Raw genomic sequence first — 23,021 nt, 5'->3', positions numbered from 1 at the left:
GAGCTTGCTGCGCTGTAGGGGATGGCCTCCTGGCGAGGCCCGTGGCTCCTCTGTCGCCCTGACCCCCCGGAGGGGAGCCGCGCGCCGGGGCAGGCAGGCTCTCTCCCCCGTCGCCTGCCTGCCCCGTGCCTCGGCCCTGAGCCGTCCGAGGTCGCACCGAGCCGCACTGTGCGGCGACCGCGGCCACCGTGAGCCCCTGGTGTGGTGGAGGCGACATCGCGCGTCGGTGGTCGCGCTCGCGAGGGCGGGGGTACCGGGGTCGATCTCCAACCGGGCCGGGGCGCGCCACAGTTCGCGCAGATGCCTGAGCACGAGGTCGTACAGCGGGCTCGCCCGGAGCTGGAAGGACGCGCTGATCACGGTGTCGACGGGCAGGGCGAGGCGTTCCGCGTCGCTGACGACGGCCTGGGAGGCGCCCACACCGGACCAGCCGCAGGTCCGGGCGGAAACCTCGTGCAGTACGGAGATGTCGTCGGCGTGGAAGAGCTACTGACGTCCGTCCAGTTCGACGCGCCCCCACGACCCTCTGGACCGGCGGGAACGCCCCCTCACCGTCGGATCGACGAACAACCCAGGTCAGGATGGGGTGTTCCTCCACTGTCCTCGGACAAGGGGCGTGTCCAGACTGCCTCTCATGACCGTGACTCCTCTCATGAGCGTGTTTCCTCCCCCTCCGCACACCGCATGACCGGCTCGCTCCCCCGTCGCATCGCCGCCGAGGCGGTCGGAACCGGGCTGCTGGCGGCCGTGGCCGTCGGCTCGGGGATCCAGGCGGCCCAGTTGTCGGACGACGCCGGTGTGCGGTTGCTCGCCTGCTCGCTCGCCTCCGCGCTCGGCCTGGGCGTGCTGCTCACCCTGCTGGGGCCGGTGTCCGGCGGCCATCTCAACCCCGTGGTCACGCTGTCCGCGTGGTACGGCGGCCGCCGCGCCGGCACGGGGCCGGGTGTGCGGGAGGTCGCCGCCTATGTGCCGGCCCAGGTGGTGGGGGCGGTCGGCGGCGCGGTGCTGGCCGACGCGATGTTCGCGAGGCCGCTGGTGAGACGGTCCACGCATGATCTGTCCGCCGGGCATCTGTGGCTGGGGGAGGTCGTCGCCACCGCCGGGCTGATCCTGCTCGTCGTCGGGCTGGAGCGCACCGGGCGTGCCCGGCTGACGCCGGCCGCCGTGGGGGCGTACATCGGATCGGCCTGCTGGTTCACCTCCTCGACCTCCTTCGCCAACCCCGCGACGACCGTCGGCCGGGCCCTGACCGACACTCCCGCCGGAATCGCGCCGGCCTCCTTGCTCCCGTTCGTCACGGCCCAACTGCTCGGGGCCGGACTCGGATTCGGCGCCGCGGCGCTGCTCCATGGGCGGCCGGACGGCGTGAGGCGGGACGACATCGCCGTCCCGCCTCACGGCGAGGCCGAACCCGCGGCCTTCTGAGGGCGGGTTCCGGGGGGGTCACTGTACCGGCGCGGCGATCTCCCGCTTGAGGATCTTCCCGCTCGGGCCCATGGGCAGCGCGTCCATCAGCCACAGCCGGCGCGGGTACTTGTACGCGGCCACCCGCTCCCGCACGTACTCCTGGAGTTCCTCGACGCTCGCCTCGGCGCCGGGGCGGAGCACGACGGCGGCCGCCACCTCCTCGCCGAGCCGCTCGTCGGGGACGCCGAGGACGGCCGCGAGGGCGACGGCGGGGTGCTCGTGCAGCACCTCCTCGATCTCGCGCGGGTAGACGTTGTAGCCGCCGCGGATGATGAGGTCCTTCTTGCGGTCGACGATGTACAGGTAGCCGTCCTCGTCCTGCCGGGCCAGGTCGCCGGTGCGCAGCCAGCCGTCGGGGATGGTGGCGGCGGTCTCCTCGGGGCGGTTCCAGTAGCCCTTCATCACGTTCGGTCCGCGCACCGCGAGCTCGCCGACCTCGCCCTGGGCCACGTCCTTGCCGTCGTCGTCGACGAGCCGCACCTCGACGTCCCGGATGGGTGTCCCGATGGAGCCCGGCTTGCGCGGCCGGTCGGGGTGGTTGAAGGAGACGACGGGGCTGGTCTCGGACATGCCGAAGCCCTCCAGGATCATGCAGCCGAAGCGCCGCTCGAACCCGTGGAGGATCTCCACCGGCAGGGACGCGCCGCCCGAGACGCACATGCGCAGGGTGGACACGTCGATGTCGTCGGCGCCCGGGTGCTGGAGCAGGGCCGCGTACATGGTGGGCACGCCCTCGAAGACGGTCGCGCGGTCGCGGGCGATGGTGTCGAGCACGGTCTGGGGGTCGAACCGGGGCACGAGGACGAGCGTCGCGCCGCTGTACACGGCGACGTTCATGGTGCAGGTCTGCCCGAAGATGTGGAACAGCGGGAGGCAGCCCACCATGACGTCCTCGGACGTCAGCCGCTGCACGTGGACGACGTTGACCTCGGTGTTGTGACGCAGTCCGGCGTGGGTCAGCGCGGCGCCCTTGGGCCGGCCGGTGGTGCCGGAGGTGTAGAGCAGTACGGCGATGTCGTCGTCGGAGACGGCGGCGATCTCGTGGTGCGGCTCCAGCCGTGCCAGCTCGGCGGCGAAGGCGGCGGGCTCGACGGAGATGTGCCGCACCCCGGCCGCGGCCGCGCCCTGGGCGCCTTCGCCGGGCGCCTGGTGCCACTCGAAGAGCAGCACAGCGCCGGAGTCCCGCAGGTGGTACTCGGTCTCCCGCGCCTTGAGCAGCGGGTTCATCGGTACGACGATGCCGCCGGCGCGCAGGATGCCGTAGTACAGGACGACGAACTCGGGCACGTTCGGCAGCATGAGGGCGACCCGGTCGCCGGCGCGCAGGCCCTCGGTGCGCAGGAGGGCGGCGGCCTGGGCGCTCAGCCGGTCCAGCTCGGCATAGGTGGTGGTCGCCGCGCCCAGCCGCAACGCGGCACTCTCGGGCCCCCGGGCCGCCGTCCGCGCCAGGAATTCCGCCAGATTGGGCATGATGCCTCCTCGCATGCGTGCTCACTGCGCGCCGACCGTCCCCGCCGACGCTCCCGGCATGGTGTCCTCCGCGCCGGGGGGCGTCCATGGCCGCGCGAACAGCTCACCGGCCCGTGGATTGTTCCCAGGAACAAAGAGCAGGCCGTACGCTGCACGAATGAGTCTCTCCGGAGTGAGCGCGGCCCTGCGGGTACGGCTGCCCGACCTGGGTGAGCGGATGGCGCTGCGCATCCGCGCGGAGGTCGAGTCGTACGCCGACGAGTCGCTGATCCCCTTCGCCTCGCTGCGGAAGTCCTGCACGGCCAACGCCGACCACATCCTCGGGCGTTTCGCGGTCGACGCGGCACCCGATGTGCGACCAGCGGAGGAAACCGGTCGGCTGCGGGCCGAGCAGGGTGTGCCGCTCGCGGACACGCTGCACGCCTACCGGATCGGCTTCGAGTACCTGTGGGCGCAACTGCTGGACGAGGCCCAGCGGCATCCCGAGGTCACGGACGCCCATCTGGTGGCGGGGTCGTCGGAGATCTGGGCGCAGTTCGGCTGCTACGCGGAGGCCGTCGCCGCCGCCTACCGCGAGGCCAGCGCGGAGCTGGCCCTGCAGCGCGAGGTGCGCCGCTCGGCCCTGGTCGAGGCGCTGTTCACGGGCGCTCTCGCGGACCGGACGACGCTGTGGGAGACGGCACGGCAACTGGGTCTTCCGGAGCGGGGACCGTACGCGGTCGTGGCCGCCTCCGTGCCGGATCCGGGCGGCGAGCCGCTGCCCGGCATCGAGGCGGACCTGCGCCGCACGGGTGTCCCGTCGGCCTGGCGGCTGCTGCCCGACCAGCAGATCGGGCTGCTCGCGCTGACCCATCCCGACGCCGAGACGGTGAGTCACCGGGCGGTCCGCCGCCATCACGCCCGGGTCGGCGTCAGCCCCCGGTTCGACTCGCTGCGCGACACTCCGCAGGCGCTGCGCTTCGCCCGGCTGGCGCTGGCCGGGCTGCCGGGCGAGGGGCCGGGCGTGGCCCTGTTCGACGACAGCCCGCTCGCCATGCTGGTCGCCGCCGCCCCCGCCGAGTCGGCCCGCCTGGTCGAGGTCGTCCTCGGACCGGTCCTGGAACTCCCGGCGCCCGAACGGGGGCGGCTGCTGCAGACGCTCGGGCACTGGTTCACCGCCAAGGGCGTCGCCGCCGACGCGGCGCACCACCTCTTCATCCACCCGAACACCGTGCGCTACCGGCTCCGCCGCATCGAGGAACTGACGGGCCGTTCCCTGACCGACCCCGCCGCCGTCGCGGACCTCGGCACCGCCCTGCACGCGTTGCGGCTGAGCCGGAAACACACCTAGGACGCGGGGGAAGGCATCCGGGCAGGCGCAGGGGACCCGGCCGTCCGGCCGACTGCCTGGCCGCCCGCTCCGTTCAGCGGCTCGCGCGCTGTGCCGCCACGATCGTCTTCAGGGTCCGTTCGGCCCCCGACCGCCGCTGCACCCGCTCCGAGAACCCGGGGAACTGCGACGCGATCCTGGTGAGGAAGCGCAGTTCGAGCGGGGCCACGTTGATCTCGGCGACATCGCGCTCGATCGCGCGCGCCACGCCCTTGACCACCTGCTCCGGCGAGACCGTACGCACCCCGCCGGGCGTCGACGCCCCCGTGTTCGCGAACATCCCCAGCTCTCGCACGAAGCCCGGCTGGACGATCGAGACGCCGACTCCCGTGCCGTACAGATCCTGGCGGAAGGCGAGCGAGAAGCCACGGAGCCCGAACTTCGTCGCGGTGTACAGGGACGACGACTTGGTGGCCGCCATCCCCGACAGCGAGCCGACGAAGCAGATGTGCCCGCGCCCTGCGGCCACCATCCCGGGAGCCAGCAGGCGCGCGAGCATCGCGGGGGCCCGCAGGTTCACGGCGAGCGCGCGATCGATCTGCTCCGGCGTGTAGTCGAGCACGTCGCCGCTGGAGGGCAGGGCCGCGTTCGCGACGAGGATGTCCGTGCCGGCGGCCTCCTCGGCGAGGCGCCGCACATCGTCGGCGTCGGCGAGATCGGCCAGGATCGTCCGGGCGCCGTAGCGTTCGGCGAGGGGCTCCAGCGCGTCGCGGCGCCGGCCGCTGAGGACGAGCTTCGCGCCCCGAGCGGACAGTCCCGCGGCGAGCGCGCCACCGATCCCGCCGGTGACTCCGGTGAGCAGCACAGTTGCCCCATCAATACGCACGACACCCTCCAGTCCTGTTCGTTCGAACGAACAATAGGGAGGGCGGAGGTCCCTGTCCACCGCCGCAATGCGACAAAGCTGGGGCGGCGAAAGAGATCTGATCGAGCGTCAGCCGCTCGTCGCGCCGGCCCGGTACGACACCGGTCCGCCCAAGTCCCTGCCCGACCAGCGCTGATGGAAGAATGCGGGCCATGCCGAACGCCGACCTCTCCGCCGCCGTCCCGACGCGTCAGCGCATCATCACGGCCGTCCTGCAGATCGTCGGCGAGGGCGGGCTCGCCGCGCTCACCAACCGGAGGATCGCCAAGGTGGCGGGCGTCTCCCTCGGCTCGGTCACCTACCACTTCGAGACCCAGCACGAGCTGCTGCGCGAGAGTCTGCTGCACTTCGTGCGCGAGGAGGCACGGCACTTCACCGAGTTGGCCGACCAGTGCCAGACCGAGGGCATCGACATCGAGGACGCGGCCCGTCTGGCCGGGCAGGTGGCATGCGGATCGGCGCTCGACAGTGCCCATCTCGCGCCGTTCGAGCTGTATCTCCACGCCGGACGCGACGAGCGGCTGCGCGAGGCGGCGGCGGAGGCGTTCACGGCCTACGACCGGCTCGCCGCGCGGATCCTGACCGCCCTCGGTGTCCCGGACGCGGAGCGCCTCGCGGCCACCACGGTCGCCCTGGTGATGGGTCTCCAGCTCCGGCACCTGGCCACCGGAAGCCCCACGGAGGACCTCGTGGACGCGATCCTGCTGGTCACCGGGGCGCCCGAACGGTCTTAGAACTCCTCACGAGATGATCTTCGAGGTGGTCGGATCACTCCAGGATCGGTGATCTCGGGGTGCGCCCCGGCTGCACGAGGTCCGGCAGCAGGCACCACCTGATCACCGACATTGGCACCGGCATCCCACTCGCCCTCACTGCGTGAGGAGCTCCATGTTTCCGGCTCCGTAGCGGTCGCCCGAGGCGGCGCCTACCGGGGCGGCCACATCGAGTGCCGCCAGCTCGTCGGTGGTCAAGGTGATGTCCGCGGCTGCGACGTTCTCCTGGAGATACCGCACCCGACGCGTGCCCGGGATCGGGACGCCGCCCTGGGCGATGGTCCAGGCGATGGCCAGCTGGGAGGGGGTCACTCCCTTCCGCGCGGCGATCCGCGCGATCGCGTCGACGATCCGCAGATTGGGGGCGAGGTTCTCGCCCCGGAGCCGCGGATCGCTGTTGCGGAAGTCGCTCGCATGCAGGTCCTCCGGGTTGAGTCGGCCGGTCAGGAATCCGCGGCCCAGCGGGGAGTACGGCACAAATCCAATGCCGAGCTCGCGTACGGTGGCGAGGACACCGTTGACCTCGACCCCACGCTCGAACAGTGAGTATTCGGTCTGTACGGCGGTGATCGGGTGCACCGCGTGTGCGCGCCGGATGGTGGCCGCCGACGCCTCGGAAAGACCGAGATGACAGACCTGTCCGGCCTTCACCAGGCCCGCCATGGCCGAGATCGTCTCTTCGATCGGCACCGTGGGGTCGATCCGGTGCAGGTACACCAGATCGATCCGCTCCATCCCGAGTCGTCCCAGCGAGCCTTTGATCGCCCGCACGATGTGCTCCGGCCGCCCGTCCACAACCGGCCGTCCGTCGACCACAGCCATCTGGCCGTCTTCGGTGTACCCGAAACCGACCTTCGTCGCGATCACGACGTCGTTGCGGACGGGGGCCAGGGCGTGGCCGACGAGGCGCTCGTTGTGGCCCAGCCCGTACGACTCGGCGGTGTCGAACAGGGTCACTCCCAGTTCCACGGCGCGCCGCAGCGTGACGCGGGCCTCCCGCTCGTCGCTCGGTCCGTACGTCGTGCTCATGCTCATACAGCCCAGCCCCTCGGTGCTCACCGCGAGACCGTCTGAACCCAGTGGGAGCCGTCGCATGGTTGTCTCTCCGTTCTCGAAAATCTGCCCCGGTCTGCCGGCCGGGGTCGTCACGCATCCAGGGCACCACCGGCCGCCAACGTCCAGGAAGAGCAGCCCTTGTCCCGGGGGCCGGCCGACCGGGGGTCCGGCAGACCCCCTCAAGTACCGAGGAAGGGGCCGGCAGGCGGCGCTAGCCTGAAGGACGTGAGTGAGCACAGGCCCGAGACGGATCTTCGGGATTTCCTGCGGACCCGCAGGGCCCGCATCACCCCGGAGCAGGCAGGTCTTGCCCCGCATCTGGGGGCGCGACGTGTGCCGGGACTGCGGCGCGAGGAGGTCGCCCAGCTGGCCGGGGTGAGCGTCGACTACTACGTGCGGCTGGAACGCGGGCGGTGCGCGAGTGTCTCCGCGTCCGTCCTGGAGGCCGTGGCTCGCGCGCTGCAGCTCGACGAGACCGAGCGTGATCATCTGTTCGCCCTGGCCGCGGCCACCCGGGGGCGGCCGCGCGCTGTGTCGTCGCAGCGGGCACGGCCCGGGCTGCTGCGGGCACTGGACAACATCACCGACGTACCGGCTCTGCTCCTGGGACACCGCCTGGACGTTCTGGCCACCAATCGTCTGGCCCGCGCCCTGTACGTGGATTTCGACGCCCTGCCGTCCGAGGAGCGGAACATGGCCCGCTACATGTTCCTCACTGAAGCGGCCCGCGAGCTGTATGTCGACTGGCCCGAGACCGCCCGGGAGAACGTGGGCATGCTGCGTCTGTATGCCAGCCATCATCCCCAGGACCCCCGGCTCGCCCGACTGGTCGGCGAACTGTCCGCCGCGGACCGGGACTTCCGCCGTTGGTGGGCGGAGCACGAGGTGTTCCTGCCTCGGCACGGCGTCAAGCACTACCGTCACCCGCTGGTGGGGGACCTGACACTCGGCTTCGAAGCCTTTACTCCGATGGGCGACGCCGACCAGACGCTCGGCCTGTACACCGTCGAACCCGGATCGCCGTCCGAGAAGGCCCTGCGCAGGCTCGCGAGTTGAGCCGACCCGTCGGCCCCGACGACATCGTCTCGCGCTGTACCGCGGGCGCAAGCAGACCTCGGGCCACGGTGACTCGTTCGACGGCGAGGCAGTGCAGTGGTTCCGCCTGGACGACGGCGCGGGCGCTCGCGGCGTCGAACACCATGCTCAGTCACTGAGCGGACGTCTCGGGGTCGCGGGCGCCGCCACGTTCGGCCCGGCGCTGGAAGAAGTCCGTCATCTCCCGCTTGTGACGCCGGACGACCTCGCTCGCCGGATGACCCGCGTGCTCGATCGCGGTAGCCGCCTGCGGGCAGCCCCGGTGGTCGGGGCGTGCCGGCTGCTCCTCCAGCGCGAGGAGCCGTGTACGGGTGCGGCCAGGCCACACCCGCCTCGGCAGGCCGGCGGCGTTCAGGGGCCGGCCTCGTTCGAGGCGGACTGGTGATCGACGCTCACGCCGGCCAGCCGTGCGGCCTCCTCACCCCGCAGGCCCGGAGCCCGCCGGGCACCGGCCCGGGGCCCCAGGCCCGCCTCCTCCGGGGTGATCTTCGCGCGGCGCGAGCGCAGAAGATCCCGCAGCCCGGTGTCGGGTTCCTGGGCCGTGCCACCACGGTCGTCCGGGTTGACAGGGTGATGGCCGCGCCAAAGGGGGTCTGCTGGACCCCCGGTAGAGGCGGGCCTCCCAGTGCGGCAGGGGACGGTGCTTGGCTGCTGGAAGAGCCGTCCAACACCAGGAGGTACTTATGAAGCGCAGGATCCTCGGCAGCACCGGGCTGTCGGTGAGCGAGTACGCGCTCGGCGCGATGATGTTCGGCGCGATGGGCAACACGGACCACGACGAGTCCGTCCGCATGATCCACACCGCACTGGATGCCGGAATCAACCTGATCGACACCGCCGACGTGTACTCCGCCGGAGAGTCGGAGGTGATCGTCGGCAAGGCGATCAAGGGCCGCCGCGACGACGTCATCCTGGCCACCAAGTTCGGGCTGGCCATGGGCGACGATCCCAACCGACGCGGTGGATCCGCCCGCTGGATCCACCGAGCGGTCGAGGACAGCCTGCGCCGACTGGACACCGACCACATCGACCTGTACCAGATGCACCGTCCGGATCCGCACACCGATATCGACGAGACCCTCGCCGCCCTGTCGGACCTGATCCGGGCCGGCAAGATCCGCGCGATCGGTGGCTCCTTCTTCTCCCCCGAGGAGATCGTGGAGGCACAGTGGGCGGCCGAGCGGCGCGGGCACCACCGCTTCCGCAGCGAGCAGCCGCCGTACTCGATCCTCACCCGCGGTGTGGAGAGCCGCGTGCTGCCCACCGCCCAGCGGTATGGCATGGGCGTGCTCACCTTCGGGCCGCTCAACTCCGGCTGGCTCTCCGGCCGCGGGGACCCCACTGCCGGGCACCGCAGCGCCGGTGCCGGGGCGAAGACGTTCGACCTGTCCCGGCCCGGTGTACGGGCCAAGGCCGACGCTGTGCAGAAGCTCACCGCCCTCGCCGCCGAGGCCGGTCTGCCGCTGCCCCATCTGGCCACCGCCTTCGTCCGCGCCCACCCAGCCGTCACCGCAGTGCTCATCGGCCCGCGCCGGCCCGAGCACCTCGCCGATCTCCTCGCCGGGGCCGACGTCGAACTCCACGACGACCTCCTCGACCGTATCGACGACATCGTCCCGCCCGGCGTCGATGTCAACCCCGGTGACTTCTACATCGACCCCACCCCGCCCCTCACCGACAAGCGCCTGCGACGCCGCTGAGGCGCACCGGCAGGGCCGTGCGCGGCCTGCAGGACCGTCCGTCCGGACTCGACCGGATTCCGCCGTCGCTCCTGCAGGCCGGTGCCGATGTCGGTGATCAGGTGGTGCCTGCTGCCCGTCCTGCCCGGTCGACGGGGCTTCGTCCCGGACGGTGCTGCCACGCCCGTGCCGGTCGTTTCCGGGGACGCCATGCCGAGCCCCTTCCGGCCAAGGGGAGTTCGCGTCGGCAAGCGCTCCGGGGCACGGGCCGTCGCACCGCTCCGCGGGACATGCCCCAGCGTCTGGTTCGGCCTCTCCACAGGTCGCGGCAGCGTTCGGGTGCCTGCGCGTCATCGTCACACGCTCGCGGCGATCCGGCAGAACATGCCTGGCCCCCGGCCCTGGTGCGAGAATGAGGACGCGGTCCGCAGGCTCGGCGGCCGAGGCCGGTCCGTCGCCGCCCGGCCCCGGGAGCGGGCGCGGGCCTCTGCTCATGCCCCTGCGGCCGTTCCCCTCGACACGCTGGGAGGCTTTTCGTGAGCGAACGTCCCGACGCGTGGCCGGCGCTGGTCCATGAGGACCTGGCTCCCATGGTCGACTATGTGAACCGCGTCGTTCAGGTCGCGGGCAAGTACACCCTCGACGAGCCGTTCGAAGTGGGGTGGGGGCACATCGTCCTGGACGTGACGCCCCGGGGGCTGAGCACGCCGACGTTCCGGCAGCGGGGCGTGGCCTTCCGCGTGCACTACCGCTTGCTCGACGGGGACGTGGTCATCGAGACCGACGGTGAGTCGCGGAGGCTGTCGCTGGCCGAGGGATCGGTCGCCGCGTTCTACTCGGCGTTCTGCGCCGCCGTGTCCGAACTCGGCATCCGGCGCCCGCGGACCTCGCTGATCTGCGAGATCCCGGACGCCCCGCCGAGCTTCGAGGACGATCAGGTCGTCCGCACCTGGGACGGCGACGCGGCCCGGCTGATGTGGGAGGCGCTGAGCCTCGCCGCCGACGGGCTGGAGGCGTGGCAGGCACCCTTCCTCGGACACCGGCCCCGGGTCGGGGTGATGTGGGGCGGCTTCGACCTGTCCGCCACACGGTTCCGGGCGCGGCCCGCGACGCCGACGCCCGGCCGTCCGCCGTTCATGCAGAACGCCCAGCTCCACTCGTACCTGTCGGTGGGGTTCTGCTTCGACAACACCAAGATCAGCGACGTCGACGCGCCGCCGATCGGCATGTACGCCTACATCTGGCCCCAGCCGGACGGGCTGGAAGGCCGGTCCTGGGGGGTGAAGGGTGCCGCGTGGTATCCGGAGGCCGGTCTGGTGCTGCTGCCCTGGGACACGCTCCGGGAACTGCCGGACCCGCACCGGGCCATCGTGGACTTCGGCGACGCCGTGTACGAGGCCGCCGTCGAGACGGCGGGCTGGCCAACCGATGTCTTCGTGCCGCGTGTCGACGGGTGGTACGTGAGCCGGACACCGACCGCGGTCCTGCAGACGCAGTGCCGGCAGGGGTGATCGGAGGTCCGTCCCCGAGCCGCCATCGCCCGGGGCGCCGACCGCGATCACCGTGGAGTCGCCCTCCAGTGCCGGTGTCAGGGCGACTCGGCATCCGTGCTGGTTTCCGTGGTCGGCACGGAGGCGGTCCGTACTTCGGGCGGGAGAGACTGTGGCCACGGCGATCGCGCCCGACACGACACACCAGGGCGATCGGGAACGCACGACCACAGGGGAGACCATGGGCAGCACGGAGAGCAGCACGTACGAGGGGTTCACGGCCGAGGAGCGGGCGGCGATGAAGGAGCACGCCCTGGAGCAGAAGAAGGCCGCTCGGCGCGGCTCTCGCGCGGAGAAGGCCGCACAGGCGGAGCAGGACGTGCTCGCGAAGATCGCCGAGATGCAGGACTCGGACCGGATCATGGCGGAGCGCGTCCACGCCGTCGTCACCGCCAACGCGCCGGTCCTCGCGCCGAAGCTCTGGTACGGGATGCCCGCCTACGCGCTGGACGGCAAGGTCGTCTGCTTCTTCCAGAGCGCGGAGAAGTTCAAGTCGCGCTACGCGACGCTCGGGTTCAGCGACCAGGCGAACCTCGACGAGGGCCCGATGTGGGCGGCCGGTTTCGCCCTGACCGAGGTGACGCCCGAGGTGGAGGCGCGGATCGCCGCGCTGGTGAAGCAGGCGGTGAGCTGAACCGCCCTTGTGCCGCGGTCACTCGACGTCCACGGGCGTGAGGCCCAGGTCGGCGAGTGCCGCCGTGCCCGCGGCGGCGTGGTCGCTCCCGGCGAGCAGCAGCGTGCGCGCCGACTGGTAGGGGCAGCCCGCCGCCTCGAAGGCCGCTGCGGCGGCGAGTTGTCGTGGCAGGTCGCCGTCCAGCAGTGCCTGCGCCCGGTCCAGTTGGGCGGTGGCGACCGGGTTGCCGGCGACCACACTCCGGGCGGCGTCGATCCGGTCCCGGGCGTCCGGGTGTCCGGCGAGTACCGACGCCTCGGCGCGGAGCGCCACGTACCAGTGCAGCCAGACCCAGCAGACCCACTTCCACACCTGGTCCGGCTCCGGCGCCAGCCGCTCCAGGGCCGCGTCCGCGTCCCCGTGATGGAGCAGGACCATGGCGTCGAAGACCGCACCGTAGCCGAGGCGGTGCTGCACCGCGCTGTCCGCCTGGTCGACGATCGCGAGCCAGGTCGCCCGCGCGTCGTGGTCGCCACGCAGGCCGTGGATCATGGCGACCGACGCGGCCCCGGCGCCGAGGGAGAGCGACCGCTGGCGGCCACTCTGCTCCCACGCCTCGCGGAATCTCGAGCTGCGGGTGAGCACCTCGTCGGCATGGCCGGCGAACGCGTCCGCGACCAGGAGCCAGGACGTGGCGTGGTGACCCGCCTCGGCCAGCAGCGCATGGTCGGCGAGCTGCCTGCCCCACCGGCGGGCCCCCGGCAACTCCCCCACGCCGAGGGCGTTTCCGGCGCCCATGGCGAGGGCGTCCATCCACTCGTGCGTACTGGCCGGGGTGCGCGGTACCGAAGCCAGGATGGTGATCCGACGTCGGGCGGCAGCCGCGACGGCGAAGGACTCTCCGGCCCAGCTCCGGGCGCCGGAGAGCGCGTCGAGGGCGGCCGACTCGGCCACCGGGTCACCCGCCCGCCGGGCAAGCTCGACAGCCCGTTCGGCACATCCCACCGTCTCCTGCGCGGTGTTGTCCGCATCCCCCTGGAGCGCGCCGAAAGCATCCGCGATCACTGCCGCCTCGGCCAGCGCGACAGCCGGGTCGTCGTCGCCGGACAGCTCTCGTGCCTCCGCGAGCATGGCGGTCACCTCGGCCTCGGGGGGAATCCGCGTGAACGAAGTGGAGAAGCGGTATGCGACGGTGGCGGCGGCCGCCAGGTCACGGCCAGCACCAGCGGTGTCGCCGGCTCGCCGGGCGGCTTCGGCGGCGGCGCGATGCAGCCGGAACATGTCCTCGCCGAGCCTGCGGCATCCGGCCACCGCGGCCGCCTGCCGCAGCGCCGCGGCGGCAGGAGCGTCGTCGGTCAGCGCGGCCGCCTGCTCGAACCGCTGCTGTGACTCGCCCAACAGGTTGCAGGTGAAGGTCAGTTCGGCCAGCGACAGGGCGAGGCGGTGGGCGTGGGCCCGCTGCTCCGGCTGGTCCGCGGCCCAGGCGAGCGCGGCCCGGAAGTCCTCCGCCATGTCGTCGAACCGGGCGCGCGCGTCCGGGCCGTCGGCTCCTGTCAGGGCGGTCGCACCGGCCAGGCACCAGTCCAGATGGCGGGAGCGGACGTCGGTCAGCTCACCGGCGTCGGCCAGGTGCTCCATGCCGTACTGGCGGATGGTCTCCAGCGCCTGGTACCGGGTGCCGGCCGCGGACTGGGTCACCGTGAGCAGGCTCTGCTCGGCGAGCCTGCCGAGACCGTCGGCGACCGCCGCCGGACCCAGCGGCGCGAACCCGGCCACCTCGGCGGCAGCCTCCGCCGTGAACGGCACGACGAACACCGCCACCCGCCGCAGCAGCGCCCGGTCCCGCGGCTCCAGCAGGTCGTGGCTCCAGTCCAGCACCGCCCGCACCGACCGGTGCCTGCCGTCGACGCGCGGGCCGCCGGCCAGGATCCGCAACTGGTCGGAGAGACCGGCCGACAGACCGTCGAGGCCGAGCGTGGGCCACCGGGCGGCCGCCAGCTCGATCGCCAGCGCCATGCCGTCGAGGCGTTCGCACAGGGCCGCGACCTCGGGGCGTACCGCCGGGTCCGGCGACCGGCCGACCGCCGCCGCCCGCTCCAGGAACAGGGCCACCGCGTCGGAATCGCCGCCGCCCGCCCGCGACAGCGGCGGGACGGGGAAGACCCGCTCGAACGGAACCATCAGCCGGGCCCGGCTGGTCGCGAGCACCCGCAGCCGGGGGCAGGCCACCAGCAGCCTCTCCACGAACGGCGCCACCCCGTCCCGTACCTGCTCGCAGTTGTCCAGCACCAGCAGCGCCTCGCGGTCCGCGAGCGCGGCGACCACCGCGTCGTCGATGCCGCGCCCGGGCTGCTCGCCGACGCCCATGGCCGCCGCGACCGCCGCCCCCACCCGGCCCGGATCGGTCACCGGGACCAGGTCGACGAACCACGCCCCGTCGGCGAAGCCGCCGGCCAGGTCCGCCGCCACCGTCAGCGCGAGCCGCGTCTTGCCCACCCCGCCGGGACCGGCCGCGGTCACCTGCCGGTGTGTCCGCACCGCCTCGGCCAGCTCCCCGCGCTCCCGTGCCCGGCCGACGAACGCGGTCAGCGGCGCCGGCAGGGCGGGGGCCGGGCTCGGCTGCCCCGCGGGGGCCGGCGCGGGCGCGCGCCGGGACAGCGCCCGCCGGTCCGGCAGCTCCAACTTGCGCAGCAGTGAGGAGACATGGGACTCGACCGTGCGCACCGAGATGAACAGCCGCGCGGCGATCTCCGCGTTGCTGAGGTGTTCCCCGAGGAGCGCGAGCACTTCGGCTTCCCGAGCCGAGATCACTGGAGTCGACACCGAGTCATTGTCCGTGACGGCTTTCCGTGGTCGGCACGGAGGTGGCCGGTACCCCGGTGGAGAGAGGCTGTCACCACAGCGATCAGCCCCGGTCCGACGCACCGGGGCGGTCGACCGCCCCACGACCGCAGGAGTGACCATGACGGGTTCCGCGCCCCGCACCCGCGCCCAGCGCCGCCGCGACACCGAGCACCGGCTCACCCACGACGTCGACGTCTGGGTGGCCAGCGCCTCGCCGGACGGCGCACCGTACCTGGTTCCGCTGTCCTTCGACCGGGACGGCGAGGCGCTGCTGGTGGCCACCCCCGCCGACAGCCCGACCGGCCGGAACCTGGCCGCCACCCGGACCGCCCGGCTGGCGCTGGGCCACACCCGTGACGTCGCCATGATCGAGGGCGAGGTCGAGGTCCTCGAGATCGACGCGCTGCCGCGCCGGCAGGGGGACCGGTTCGCCGCGCGCACCGGCTTCGACCCGCGCGCGCTGGCCACGCGCTACCGCTGGTTCCGCATCACACCGCGCCGTATCCAGGCCTGGCGCGAGGAGAACGAACTGCGCGACCGTGAGCTGATGCGCGACGGCCGCTGGCTGGTGTGACGCCGCTCCCCCGTACCCTGGTCCCCGTGCCACCCTCCCGTCTCCATCGCGTCGCCGTCCTTGTCCTCGAAGGTGCGAAACCGCTCGATGTGGGGATTCCGGCTCAGGTGTTCACGACGCGCGCGAGCATGCCGTACGAGGTGCGGGTGTGCGGGGCCGAGACCGGTCTGGTGACCGGCGGGGACGGGCTGTCGTACCACGTCTCGCACGGCCTGGACGCGCTGAAGTGGGCGGACATCGTCTTCATCCCGGGCTACCGGTTCCCGGACCGCGAGGACCCGCCGCGCGCCGTGGTCGACGCGCTGGTCGCCGCCCACGAGAGGGGTGCGCGGCTCGCCGCCATCTCCACGGGAGCCTTCGCGCTGGCGGCCACGGGGCTGCTCGACGGCCGGCGCGCCACGACGCACTGGCACTACGCGCGGGCGCTCGCGGCCAAGCATCCGCTGGTCCAGGTCGACGAGAACGTGCTGTTCGTGGACGAGGGCAGCGTGCTCACGTCGGCCGGTGCCGCCTCGGGCATCGACCTGTGCCTGCACATCCTGCGGCGGGACCTCGGGGTGGCCGCGTCGAACCACGCGGCCCGCAGGCTGGTCGCGGCGCCGTATCGCAGCGGTGGTCAGGCGCAGTACGTGCCGCGCAGCGTGCCCGAGCCGCTCGGCGAGCGGTTCGCCGCGACCCGCGAGTGGGCGCTGCACCGGCTGGGCCGCCCGCTGACCCTGGAGGCGCTGGCCCGGCACGCGGCGGTGTCGCCGCGCACGTTCTCCCGGCGCTTCGCCGAGGACACCGGGTACACACCGATGCAGTGGGTGATGCGCGCCCGCGTCGACCTGGCGCGCGAGTTGCTCGAACGGTCGGAGCGCAGCGTCGAGCAGATCGCCGCGGACGTCGGTCTGGGCACCGGCGCGAATCTGCGGCTGCACTTCCAGCGCATCCTGGGCACCACCCCGAGCGAGTACCGGCGCACCTTCACCCGGGGCACGTAGCCCCCGGGCACCCCGCCCACGCGGCACGTCCGCCCCGGCCACGCGGCCCCTCGCCGCCCCTGGCGCGATCCTTGCGAACCGTGGCGCTCGCGCCACTGCCGGGCACGGGCGCGGGCCGCGAATCTGGGTGGCGAACCGAAGGGACACCACTCATGACTCGTATCGCCATCAACGGATTCGGCCGCATCGGGCGCAACGTGCTGCGGGCTCTGCTGGAGCGCGACAGCACGCTGGAGGTCGTCGCCGTCAACGACCTCACGGAGCCGGCGACCCTCGCGCGGCTGCTCGCCTTCGACTCGACGGCCGGGCGGCTCGGCCGGCCGGTGAGCGTCGACGGCGACACGCTGGTCGTCGACGGCCGCCGTATCAAGGTGCTGGCCGAGCGCGAGCCGGCGCAGCTGCCGTGGGCCGAACTGGGTGTCGACATCGTGCTGGAGGCGACCGGCCGCTTCACGTCGGCCAAGGCCGCCCGCGCCCATCTGGACGCCGGTGCGCGGAAGGTGCTCGTCAGCGCGCCGTCGGACGGTGCCGACGTCACGCTCGCGTTCGGCGTCAACACCGACGCGTACGACGCCGAACTCCACACGATCGTCTCGAACGCCTCCTGCACGACCAACGCGCTGGCCCCGCTGGCCTCCGTGCTGGACGACCTGGCGGGCATCGAGCACGGCTTCATGACGACGGTGCACGCCTACACGCAGGAGCAGAACCTGCAGGACGGCCCGCACCGCGACGCCCGCCGCGCCCGCGCCGCCGCCGTCAACATCGTGCCGACCACGACGGGCGCCGCCAAGGCGATCGGTCTGGTGCTGCCGAACCTGGACGGCAAGCTGTCGGGCGATTCGATCCGCGTGCCGGTTCCGGTGGGCTCGATCGTCGAGCTCAACACGACCGTCGCCCGCGACGTGACCCGCGAGGACGTGCTGGCGGCCTACCGCGCCGCTGCGGAGGGACCGCTCGCGGGCATCCTCGAGTACTCCGAGGACCCGCTGGTGTCGGCCGACATCACGGGCAACCCGGCCTCGTCCGTCTTCGACTCGGCCCTCACCCGCGTCGACGGCCGCCACATCAAGGTCGTGGCCTGGTACGACAACGAGTGGGGCTTCTCCAACCGCGTGATCGACACGCTCCAGCTGCTCGCCGCCCGCTGACCCGGCACCGGGGACGGCCACCCGTGCTCCGGCAGGCCGCCGGCCGCCCCCGGCAGCCGGTCGGGCGACGGCCCGATCGTCAGTCGGCGCGGATGCCGAGGTGGCGCAGGGCCGCGGCGGCGGCTCCGGCGCCGCACATGCCGTGGGCGCCGGGGCCGGGCGGGGTGGCGGCCGAGCACAGGAACACCCCGGGCAGGCCGGTGGAGTACGGATCGAGTGCGGGGCGGGCGCCGAGGAGGAGTCGGGGGACGGTCTCGGCGCCGGTGAGGATGTCGCCTCCCGCGAAGTTGGGGTTGGCGGCGGCGAAGTCGGCCGGGCGGGTGACGTTCTGGCCCACGATCCGTTCGCGGACACCGGGGGCGAAGCGCTCCAGCTGCCGCAGGATCGCGGGTGTGGCGTCCTGGTCGTAGCCGTGGGGGACCTGGGCGTAGGCCCAGACGGGGTGCACGGTGCCGACCGACCGTGCGGGGTCGGCCAGATACTGCTGGCCGACCAGGACGAAGGGGCGCTCGGGCATGCGTCCGGCCGCCACGTCCCGCTCCGCCCGCACGACCTCGGCGAGCGGGCCCCCGAGATGTACGGTGCCCGTGCGGCGGGCGTGCTCGTTGGTCCAGGGGATGCCGCCCTCGACCGCGAGGTCGATCTTGAAGGCGCCCGGGCCGCGCCGGTAGCGCCGGTACGCGCTGCGCACCCGGTGCGGGAGCCGGTCGCCGTAAATGGCGGCGACCTGGCCGGGGTCGAGGTCGAGCAGGGTCACGTCGGCGGGCGGGAGCTGCCGGTGGTCGCTGACGCGGACGCCGGTCTCGATCGTGCCGCCGTGCTTCCGCAGCACGTTCTCCATGCTGCGGGCGATGGACTGTGAGCCCCCTTCGGCGACGGCCCATCCGGTGGCGTGGCCCGCGGTGAGGATGCCGAGGCCGATCGCCGAGGTGAGCGGCCGGTCGAGGGGCCGGAACGCGTGTGCCGCGACGCCGGCCCACAGGGCCCGCGCCCGGGGGGTGGTGAAGAGGCGGGCCAGGACGGTGGCGGGCAGGGTGGTCGGCAGACCGAAGCGGGCGAGCAGCAGCGGGTGGTCGGGGATCCGCAGCAGGGGGCCCATGACGTCGTGCGCGAGGGCGTCCCAGTGCCGCGCCGACGGTTCGACGAGCGCCCGGTAGCGGCGGCCGTCGGCGCCGAGCATGCGGGCGGTCTCCTCGACGGAGCGCAGCAGGACGCCGGCGCTGCCGTCGTCGAGGGGGTGTACGCAGTCGATGTCCGGCAACCGCCAGCGCAGGCCGTGCCGTTCCAGGTCCAGGGTCCGCAGCGCCGGTGAGGTGACGGCCATGGGGTGGATGGCCGAGCAGTGGTCGTGCAGCAGTCCGGGGAGGATGGCCTCGTAGCTGCGGGTGCCGCCGCCGAGTTCGTCCGCGGCTTCCAGGAGGGTGACCCGCAGGCCCGCGCGGGCGAGCAGGGCCGCGGCGGCGAGCCCGTTGGGCCCGCCGCCCACGACGAGGGCCGACGTCATGACGCCGTGTCCAGTGGCCCGTACGTCGACGTGGCCGCGCTCCGGCGGGCCCGGGGCGGCGTCGTGGATCTCATGGTCCTGAGTCTGCCGGTGGAGGGCCCGAGCTTCCAAACAGAGAACCGGTCCCGCCATGAGCAGGGCGGTGTCCGCGTCGTGTTGGTTCGCGCCGCTCAAGTGGCGGGTGTGATGGCGACGTTGACGTGTTTCATGATCGGCTGGTCGCTCTGGCGGCTGTAGTCGCAGAGCGCGACCAGCACGTTCATCTCGGGCATGTATCCGGCGGCACACCCGCGGGGCATGTCGTACGGGATGGCGAGGTAGCCCTCCAGGGAGCGGTGCGTGCCGTCCCGGGCCGTGCTCACGATGTCGACCGGGTCGAACTCGGAGATGCCGCGTTCGCGCATGTCGTCCTCGTTCATGAAGACCAGCGTGCGCAGGTTCTTGATGCCGCGGTAGCGGTCGTTTTCGGAGTAGATCGTGGTGTTCCACTGGTCGTGCGAGCGCATGGTGCCCAGCGCCAGCATGCCCGGCTCCGGTACGACGTCGGGCAGCGGAGCGTGGGAGAACTCCGCGCGTCCGGAAGGGGTGAGGAAGACCAGTTCGCGGGCGGGCTGCTTGATGCGGAAGCCCAGCGGGAGGCGCACCCTGCGGTTGAAGTCCTCGAATCCGTCGAGGACGTGCGCCATGGTGTCGCGGATGCGGTCGTAGTCCTCGATGTACCACTCCCACGGTGTGGCGCTGTCGGGCAGCGCGGCCCGTGCCATGCCGGCGATGACGGCGGGCTCCGACAGCAGGTGCCGCGAGGCGGGCCGCCTCATCCCTTCGGACAGGTGCACCATGCTCATCGAGTCCTCCACCGAGGTGGCCTGGTCGCCGCAGCGCTGGTGGTCCTTCTCGGTGCGGCCGAGGCACGGCAGGATGAGCGCCTGCTTGCCGTGGACGAGGTGACTGCGGTTCAGCTTGGTGCTCACCTGGACCGTGAGGTCGCAGCTGCGGATCGCCTCGTAGCTGTACGCGGAGTCCGGTACGGCGAGGGCGAAGTTGCCGCCCATGCCGACGAACACCTTGATCTCGCCGCGCTGCATCGCCTGGACGGTGCCGACGGTGTCCAGCCCGTGCTCACGGGGCGGATCGATGTCGCAGACCTCGGCGAGGCGGTCCAGGAACTCCTCGGTCGGCCGGTGGTCGATGCCGCACGTGCGGTTGCCCTGCACGTTGCTGTGGCCGCGCACGGGGGACGGTCCGGCTCCCTCGCGGCCCAGATTGCCGCGCAGCAGAAGCAGGTTGACGATCTCGCGGACGGTGTCGACGCCGTGCTCGTGCTGGCTGACGCCCAGGCACCAGCTGACGATGCTGCGGTCGGCGTCCGTGTACACGCGGGCCGCCTTGAGGATGTCGGAGCGGCTGAGCCCGGACTGCCGCTCCAGTTCGTCCCACGACGTGGCCTCGCACAGCTCCCGGTACTCCTGGAAGCCCTGGGTGTGCCGGTCGATGAACTCCTGGTCGAGCGCCCTGGGGTCGGTCTTCGCCTGTTCCAGGACGGCCTTCGCCATGCCGCGGAGCAGCGCCATGTCTCCGCCGACACGCACCTGAAGGTTCATGGTGCTGGTCCGCGTCGAGTGGAAGGTGGCCATGTCCAGGAAGTCGTGCGGGATGATCGTCCGCGTGGCACCCGCCTCGACCAGCGGGTTGACGTGCACGATCTGGGCGCCCCGGTGGAAGGCCTCGGCCAGCGCGGTGAGCATCCGCGGGGCGTTGGAGGCGACGTTGACGCCGAGGATGAACAGGGCGTCCGTGGCATCCCAGTCCTTGAGGTCGACGGTGCCCTTGCCGGTGCCCAGGGATGCCTGCAGCGCGCGTCCGCTGGCCTCGTGGCACATGTTGGAGCAGTCGGGCAGGTTGTTGGTGCCCAGCTCACGGGCCATCAACTGGTACAGGAAAGTGGCCTCGTTGCCGAGCCGTCCGGACGTGTAGAAGGAGGCCTGGTTCGGATCGTCCAGCTCGCGCAGGGTCCGCCCGACCAGCTCGAAGGCGTCGTGCCAGGTGATCGGGACGTAGTGGTCCGTGTCCGGGTCGTACACCATCGGCTCGGTCAGCCGGCCCTGGTCCTCGAGCTTGAAGTCGCTCCACTCGGACATCTCGCCGACCGTGTGGCGGGCGAAGAGTTCGCGGTCGGCACGCTTGTGGGTCATCTCCCAGGTGACGTGCTTGATTCCGTTCTCGCAGATGTCGAGTTTCAGGCCCTTGGTGTCGTCCGGCCAGGCACACCCGGGGCAGTCGAAGCCACCGTTCTCGTGGTTCATCTTCATGATGGCCCGCGGCCCGTCCATCAACGCGCCCTCGCGCACCAGGAACTTGGTCACGCTCTTGGCGGCGCCCCAGCCCGCGGCCGGGTGGTGGTAGGGGTGGAAGTGCGGTTCGCCGTCGGGAAGGGGACCGACCCGGGGTTCGAGCTGATCCTCCGCCTGGGTCCGCGCCTGGTCGCCCAAGGTGCTCACGGCTCTCACCCTTCCCGCCCGGTGTACGAGGCTTTAGGCCAGGCTATGCCGGTTGATCAGGCCCCGCCACGCGCGCCCGCGCGGCGGGAAACCTGCCCGTGGATCATCCCCGTCGCGCGTGCTCCGCCTGCTGTGCGGCCTGCGCCGACGAGGCGGCCCCGTTGCTGTGCGGGCAGTGCTCGCGGGCCGTGAGGGGCCAGTGGACGAACGTGTCCTCGTCCGTCTGCACACAGATGTCGTGCTGGTGTGCCACGACGCCCGTGGCGGGCTCCCCCAGGAGCCGGGCCAGCACATAGGCGGCGGCGAGGCTGGTGACGTCCCTGATCGTGCCCATGGGCAGCAGGGACCTGGTCTCCGCGATGGCCTCGTGTTCGCCGGCCCGGATGACGAGCCGGGTGCCGGGTGCCACGCCGTGCGCGGCGATGGCGACCGCGATGTTGTCGAGATCGTCCGAGCCGACGGCGGCCAGGGCCCGGGCGTGTCCGAGGCGCAGCCGTTCGAGTACGGCCCGGTCGCCGCCGTGGCCCGTCATGACGGGGATGCCCAGGGAGCGGGCCAGCCGCGCGGTCGAGGCGTGCGGGTCCCGCTCCACTCCGACGACCGGGATGCCGAGATGCCGCAGCTCGACGCAGAGCCGCATGCCGACCTGCCCCATGCCGACGACGATGACGTGCCCGGAGCGGGGCAGGGTGCGGGGCCCGATGAGCCCGATCAGCCTGGGTCCGAGCATGCGCTCGATGACACCCGCGGTGAACAGGGCGCTGAAGACGAGGGTGGCGAGCATCGCGACGCTGGACATGACCTGGTAGCCGCTCGCCTCCTCCGGGGCGGTCGCCGGGCCCACCGTGGCGACGACGCGGGCGGCGTGGAAGAGGGCCTCGGCCGGAGGATGACCGTCGCGGACGAGCCAGGCCCAGTCCCCCGCCAGTACGGCGAGGATGCCGAACAGGCCGATCAGCAGGAGCCGGGCGCCCGCGTCGTGGGGCCGCAGTTGCCCGGCCATGTGCTGCAGGCGGCGCCCCAGCCTCGGCCGGCGCGGATGCCATTCCTCCGTGTAAGGCGCGTCGTGCCGCGCGCGTACCGCTCGCACTCCCCGTCCGGCCCGTCGCACGGCGAGGTTCGACGGGTCGACGCAGGGGCCCGCCAGCGCGGGAGCCGCGAGGTCCGCCGGGGACGTGACGTCGCACTGCGGCAGCAGCCGCTTGAGTTCGTCCGCCACGGTGCGGTCGAAGACCGTGGCGACGACCGGAACGCACGGGAAGAGGTGCGCGACGGCCAGTGCGTAGCGCAGGGCGGCGACGTCGTCGTGCAGGAGGATCGCGACGCCGTCGGAGCTGTCGCGCAGGGCGGCGCGCAGCTCGCCGTCGGTCGGTTCGAGCAGGTGGACGACCGTGTCGTCACGTTCCCGCAGCGTCGCGCAGACCCGACGGGCGAGGTTGGTCCCGCCGATGACGACGAACGCTCGGGGGCCGGAGGGCGTGGGGCGTATGGGGGTCACGGCGCGGGGAGTCCCTTCAGTCGTGAGGGCGC

General features: G+C 72.6%; 18 protein-coding genes and 1 pseudogene. 10 read left to right on the top strand and 9 right to left on the bottom strand.

Annotated elements, in window-relative coordinates:
- Positions 1-684: 684 nt before the first annotated feature.
- Positions 685-1,425, top strand: a complete 741-nt coding sequence (locus ABZ865_RS23000; protein WP_361233213.1) for an aquaporin — start codon at positions 685-687, stop codon at positions 1,423-1,425.
- Positions 1,426-1,443: 18 nt separating this feature from the next.
- Here the strand turns inward: ABZ865_RS23000 and ABZ865_RS22995 are convergent, their stop codons facing one another.
- Positions 1,444-2,937, bottom strand: coding sequence for a long-chain fatty acid--CoA ligase (locus ABZ865_RS22995; protein WP_361233210.1), 1,494 nt, complete (start codon positions 2,935-2,937; stop codon positions 1,444-1,446).
- Between the two features lie 157 nt (positions 2,938-3,094).
- Here ABZ865_RS22995 and ABZ865_RS22990 point away from each other — a divergent pair, with 157 nt between their 5' ends.
- Positions 3,095-4,267, top strand: coding sequence for a helix-turn-helix domain-containing protein (locus ABZ865_RS22990; RefSeq protein ID WP_361233207.1), 1,173 nt, complete (start codon positions 3,095-3,097; stop codon positions 4,265-4,267).
- 73 nt (positions 4,268-4,340) lie between these two features.
- On the opposite strand, the gene ABZ865_RS22985 is transcribed toward ABZ865_RS22990, so the two are convergent.
- Positions 4,341-5,132 carry an SDR family NAD(P)-dependent oxidoreductase gene (locus ABZ865_RS22985; protein WP_361233204.1) on the bottom strand — a complete coding sequence of 264 codons (792 nt, stop codon included), beginning with the start codon at positions 5,130-5,132 and terminating at the stop codon, positions 4,341-4,343.
- Between the two features lie 191 nt (positions 5,133-5,323).
- Between ABZ865_RS22985 and ABZ865_RS22980 the strand changes: the two genes are divergently transcribed.
- A complete protein-coding gene (locus tag ABZ865_RS22980; RefSeq protein WP_361233201.1) occupies positions 5,324-5,905 on the top strand; it encodes a TetR family transcriptional regulator in 582 nt (193 codons plus the stop codon).
- Positions 5,906-6,040: 135 nt separating this feature from the next.
- On the opposite strand, the gene ABZ865_RS22975 is transcribed toward ABZ865_RS22980, so the two are convergent.
- Positions 6,041-7,039 (bottom strand): aldo/keto reductase, encoded by a 999-nt coding sequence (locus ABZ865_RS22975; RefSeq protein WP_361233198.1) that lies wholly within the window; start codon positions 7,037-7,039, stop codon positions 6,041-6,043.
- Positions 7,040-7,225: 186 nt separating this feature from the next.
- On the opposite strand from ABZ865_RS22975, the gene ABZ865_RS22970 reads away from it, so the two are divergent.
- A complete protein-coding gene (locus ABZ865_RS22970) occupies positions 7,226-8,056 on the top strand; it encodes a helix-turn-helix transcriptional regulator (protein ID WP_361233194.1) in 831 nt (276 codons plus the stop codon).
- A gap of 151 nt (positions 8,057-8,207) precedes the next feature.
- On the opposite strand, the gene ABZ865_RS22965 is transcribed toward ABZ865_RS22970, so the two are convergent.
- On the bottom strand, positions 8,208-8,423 hold the full coding sequence (locus tag ABZ865_RS22965) for a hypothetical protein (protein ID WP_361233692.1): 216 nt from the start codon (positions 8,421-8,423) through the stop codon (positions 8,208-8,210).
- Between the two features lie 33 nt (positions 8,424-8,456).
- A pseudogene (locus ABZ865_RS22960) lies at positions 8,457-8,614 on the bottom strand (transcriptional regulator); the annotation flags it as partial.
- A gap of 164 nt (positions 8,615-8,778) precedes the next feature.
- On the opposite strand from ABZ865_RS22960, the gene ABZ865_RS22955 reads away from it, so the two are divergent.
- The 3 genes from ABZ865_RS22955 (at position 8,779) to ABZ865_RS22945 (ending at position 11,958) form a co-directional block, all read left to right on the top strand.
- Positions 8,779-9,795: an aldo/keto reductase gene (locus tag ABZ865_RS22955; protein ID WP_361233191.1), complete on the top strand. Its 1,017-nt coding sequence runs from the start codon at positions 8,779-8,781 to the stop codon at positions 9,793-9,795.
- A gap of 515 nt (positions 9,796-10,310) precedes the next feature.
- Entirely contained in the window at positions 10,311-11,285 is a 975-nt protein-coding gene (locus ABZ865_RS22950) for a DUF5996 family protein (protein ID WP_361233188.1), read from the top strand.
- 220 nt (positions 11,286-11,505) lie between these two features.
- The gene (locus ABZ865_RS22945) at positions 11,506-11,958 is read left to right on the top strand and encodes a DUF1801 domain-containing protein (protein ID WP_361233185.1); all 453 of its coding nucleotides are present in this window, start codon (positions 11,506-11,508) and stop codon (positions 11,956-11,958) included.
- Between the two features lie 18 nt (positions 11,959-11,976).
- On the opposite strand, the gene ABZ865_RS22940 is transcribed toward ABZ865_RS22945, so the two are convergent.
- On the bottom strand, positions 11,977-14,760 hold the full coding sequence (locus ABZ865_RS22940; RefSeq protein WP_361233182.1) for a LuxR C-terminal-related transcriptional regulator: 2,784 nt from the start codon (positions 14,758-14,760) through the stop codon (positions 11,977-11,979).
- A 139-nt stretch (positions 14,761-14,899) separates the two neighbouring features.
- On the opposite strand from ABZ865_RS22940, the gene ABZ865_RS22935 reads away from it, so the two are divergent.
- The 3 genes from ABZ865_RS22935 (at position 14,900) to gap (ending at position 17,489) form a co-directional block, all read left to right on the top strand.
- The gene (locus tag ABZ865_RS22935; protein WP_361233179.1) at positions 14,900-15,355 is read left to right on the top strand and encodes a pyridoxamine 5'-phosphate oxidase family protein; all 456 of its coding nucleotides are present in this window, start codon (positions 14,900-14,902) and stop codon (positions 15,353-15,355) included.
- A gap of 26 nt (positions 15,356-15,381) precedes the next feature.
- On the top strand, positions 15,382-16,338 hold the full coding sequence (locus tag ABZ865_RS22930; protein ID WP_361233177.1) for a helix-turn-helix domain-containing protein: 957 nt from the start codon (positions 15,382-15,384) through the stop codon (positions 16,336-16,338).
- Between the two features lie 152 nt (positions 16,339-16,490).
- Entirely contained in the window at positions 16,491-17,489 is a 999-nt protein-coding gene (gene gap, locus ABZ865_RS22925) for a type I glyceraldehyde-3-phosphate dehydrogenase (protein WP_361233174.1), read from the top strand.
- A gap of 79 nt (positions 17,490-17,568) precedes the next feature.
- Here gap and ABZ865_RS22920 read toward each other — a convergent pair whose 3' ends face one another.
- From ABZ865_RS22920 to ABZ865_RS22910, 3 genes are all read right to left on the bottom strand, one after another.
- Positions 17,569-18,993, bottom strand: a complete 1,425-nt coding sequence (locus ABZ865_RS22920; protein ID WP_361233171.1) for an NAD(P)/FAD-dependent oxidoreductase — start codon at positions 18,991-18,993, stop codon at positions 17,569-17,571.
- A gap of 170 nt (positions 18,994-19,163) precedes the next feature.
- The gene (locus ABZ865_RS22915; RefSeq protein WP_361233168.1) at positions 19,164-21,491 is read right to left on the bottom strand and encodes an FdhF/YdeP family oxidoreductase; all 2,328 of its coding nucleotides are present in this window, start codon (positions 21,489-21,491) and stop codon (positions 19,164-19,166) included.
- Positions 21,492-21,594: 103 nt separating this feature from the next.
- A complete protein-coding gene (locus tag ABZ865_RS22910; protein ID WP_361233165.1) occupies positions 21,595-22,989 on the bottom strand; it encodes an NAD(P)-binding protein in 1,395 nt (464 codons plus the stop codon).
- Between the last annotated feature and the right edge of the window lie 32 nt (positions 22,990-23,021).

It is taken from the genome of Streptomyces sp. NPDC047085 (assembly GCF_040643735.1).
Taxonomy (GTDB): domain Bacteria; phylum Actinomycetota; class Actinomycetes; order Streptomycetales; family Streptomycetaceae; genus Streptomyces.
This window is presented reverse-complemented; position numbering and strand designations above follow the sequence as displayed.

Coding starts and splice junctions, on each gene's coding strand:
- ABZ865_RS22920 (WP_361233171.1), bottom strand. CDS start 18,993: ATGACGTCGGCCCTCGTCGTGGGCGGCGGGCCCAACGGGCTCGCCGCC.
- ABZ865_RS22945 (WP_361233185.1), top strand. CDS start 11,506: ATGGGCAGCACGGAGAGCAGCACGTACGAGGGGTTCACGGCCGAGGAG.
- ABZ865_RS22980 (WP_361233201.1), top strand. CDS start 5,324: ATGCCGAACGCCGACCTCTCCGCCGCCGTCCCGACGCGTCAGCGCATC.
- ABZ865_RS22955 (WP_361233191.1), top strand. CDS start 8,779: ATGAAGCGCAGGATCCTCGGCAGCACCGGGCTGTCGGTGAGCGAGTAC.
- ABZ865_RS22975 (WP_361233198.1), bottom strand. CDS start 7,039: ATGCGACGGCTCCCACTGGGTTCAGACGGTCTCGCGGTGAGCACCGAG.
- ABZ865_RS23000 (WP_361233213.1), top strand. CDS start 685: ATGACCGGCTCGCTCCCCCGTCGCATCGCCGCCGAGGCGGTCGGAACC.
- ABZ865_RS22995 (WP_361233210.1), bottom strand. CDS start 2,937: ATGCCCAATCTGGCGGAATTCCTGGCGCGGACGGCGGCCCGGGGGCCC.
- gap (WP_361233174.1), top strand. CDS start 16,491: ATGACTCGTATCGCCATCAACGGATTCGGCCGCATCGGGCGCAACGTG.
- ABZ865_RS22935 (WP_361233179.1), top strand. CDS start 14,900: ATGACGGGTTCCGCGCCCCGCACCCGCGCCCAGCGCCGCCGCGACACC.
- ABZ865_RS22990 (WP_361233207.1), top strand. CDS start 3,095: ATGAGTCTCTCCGGAGTGAGCGCGGCCCTGCGGGTACGGCTGCCCGAC.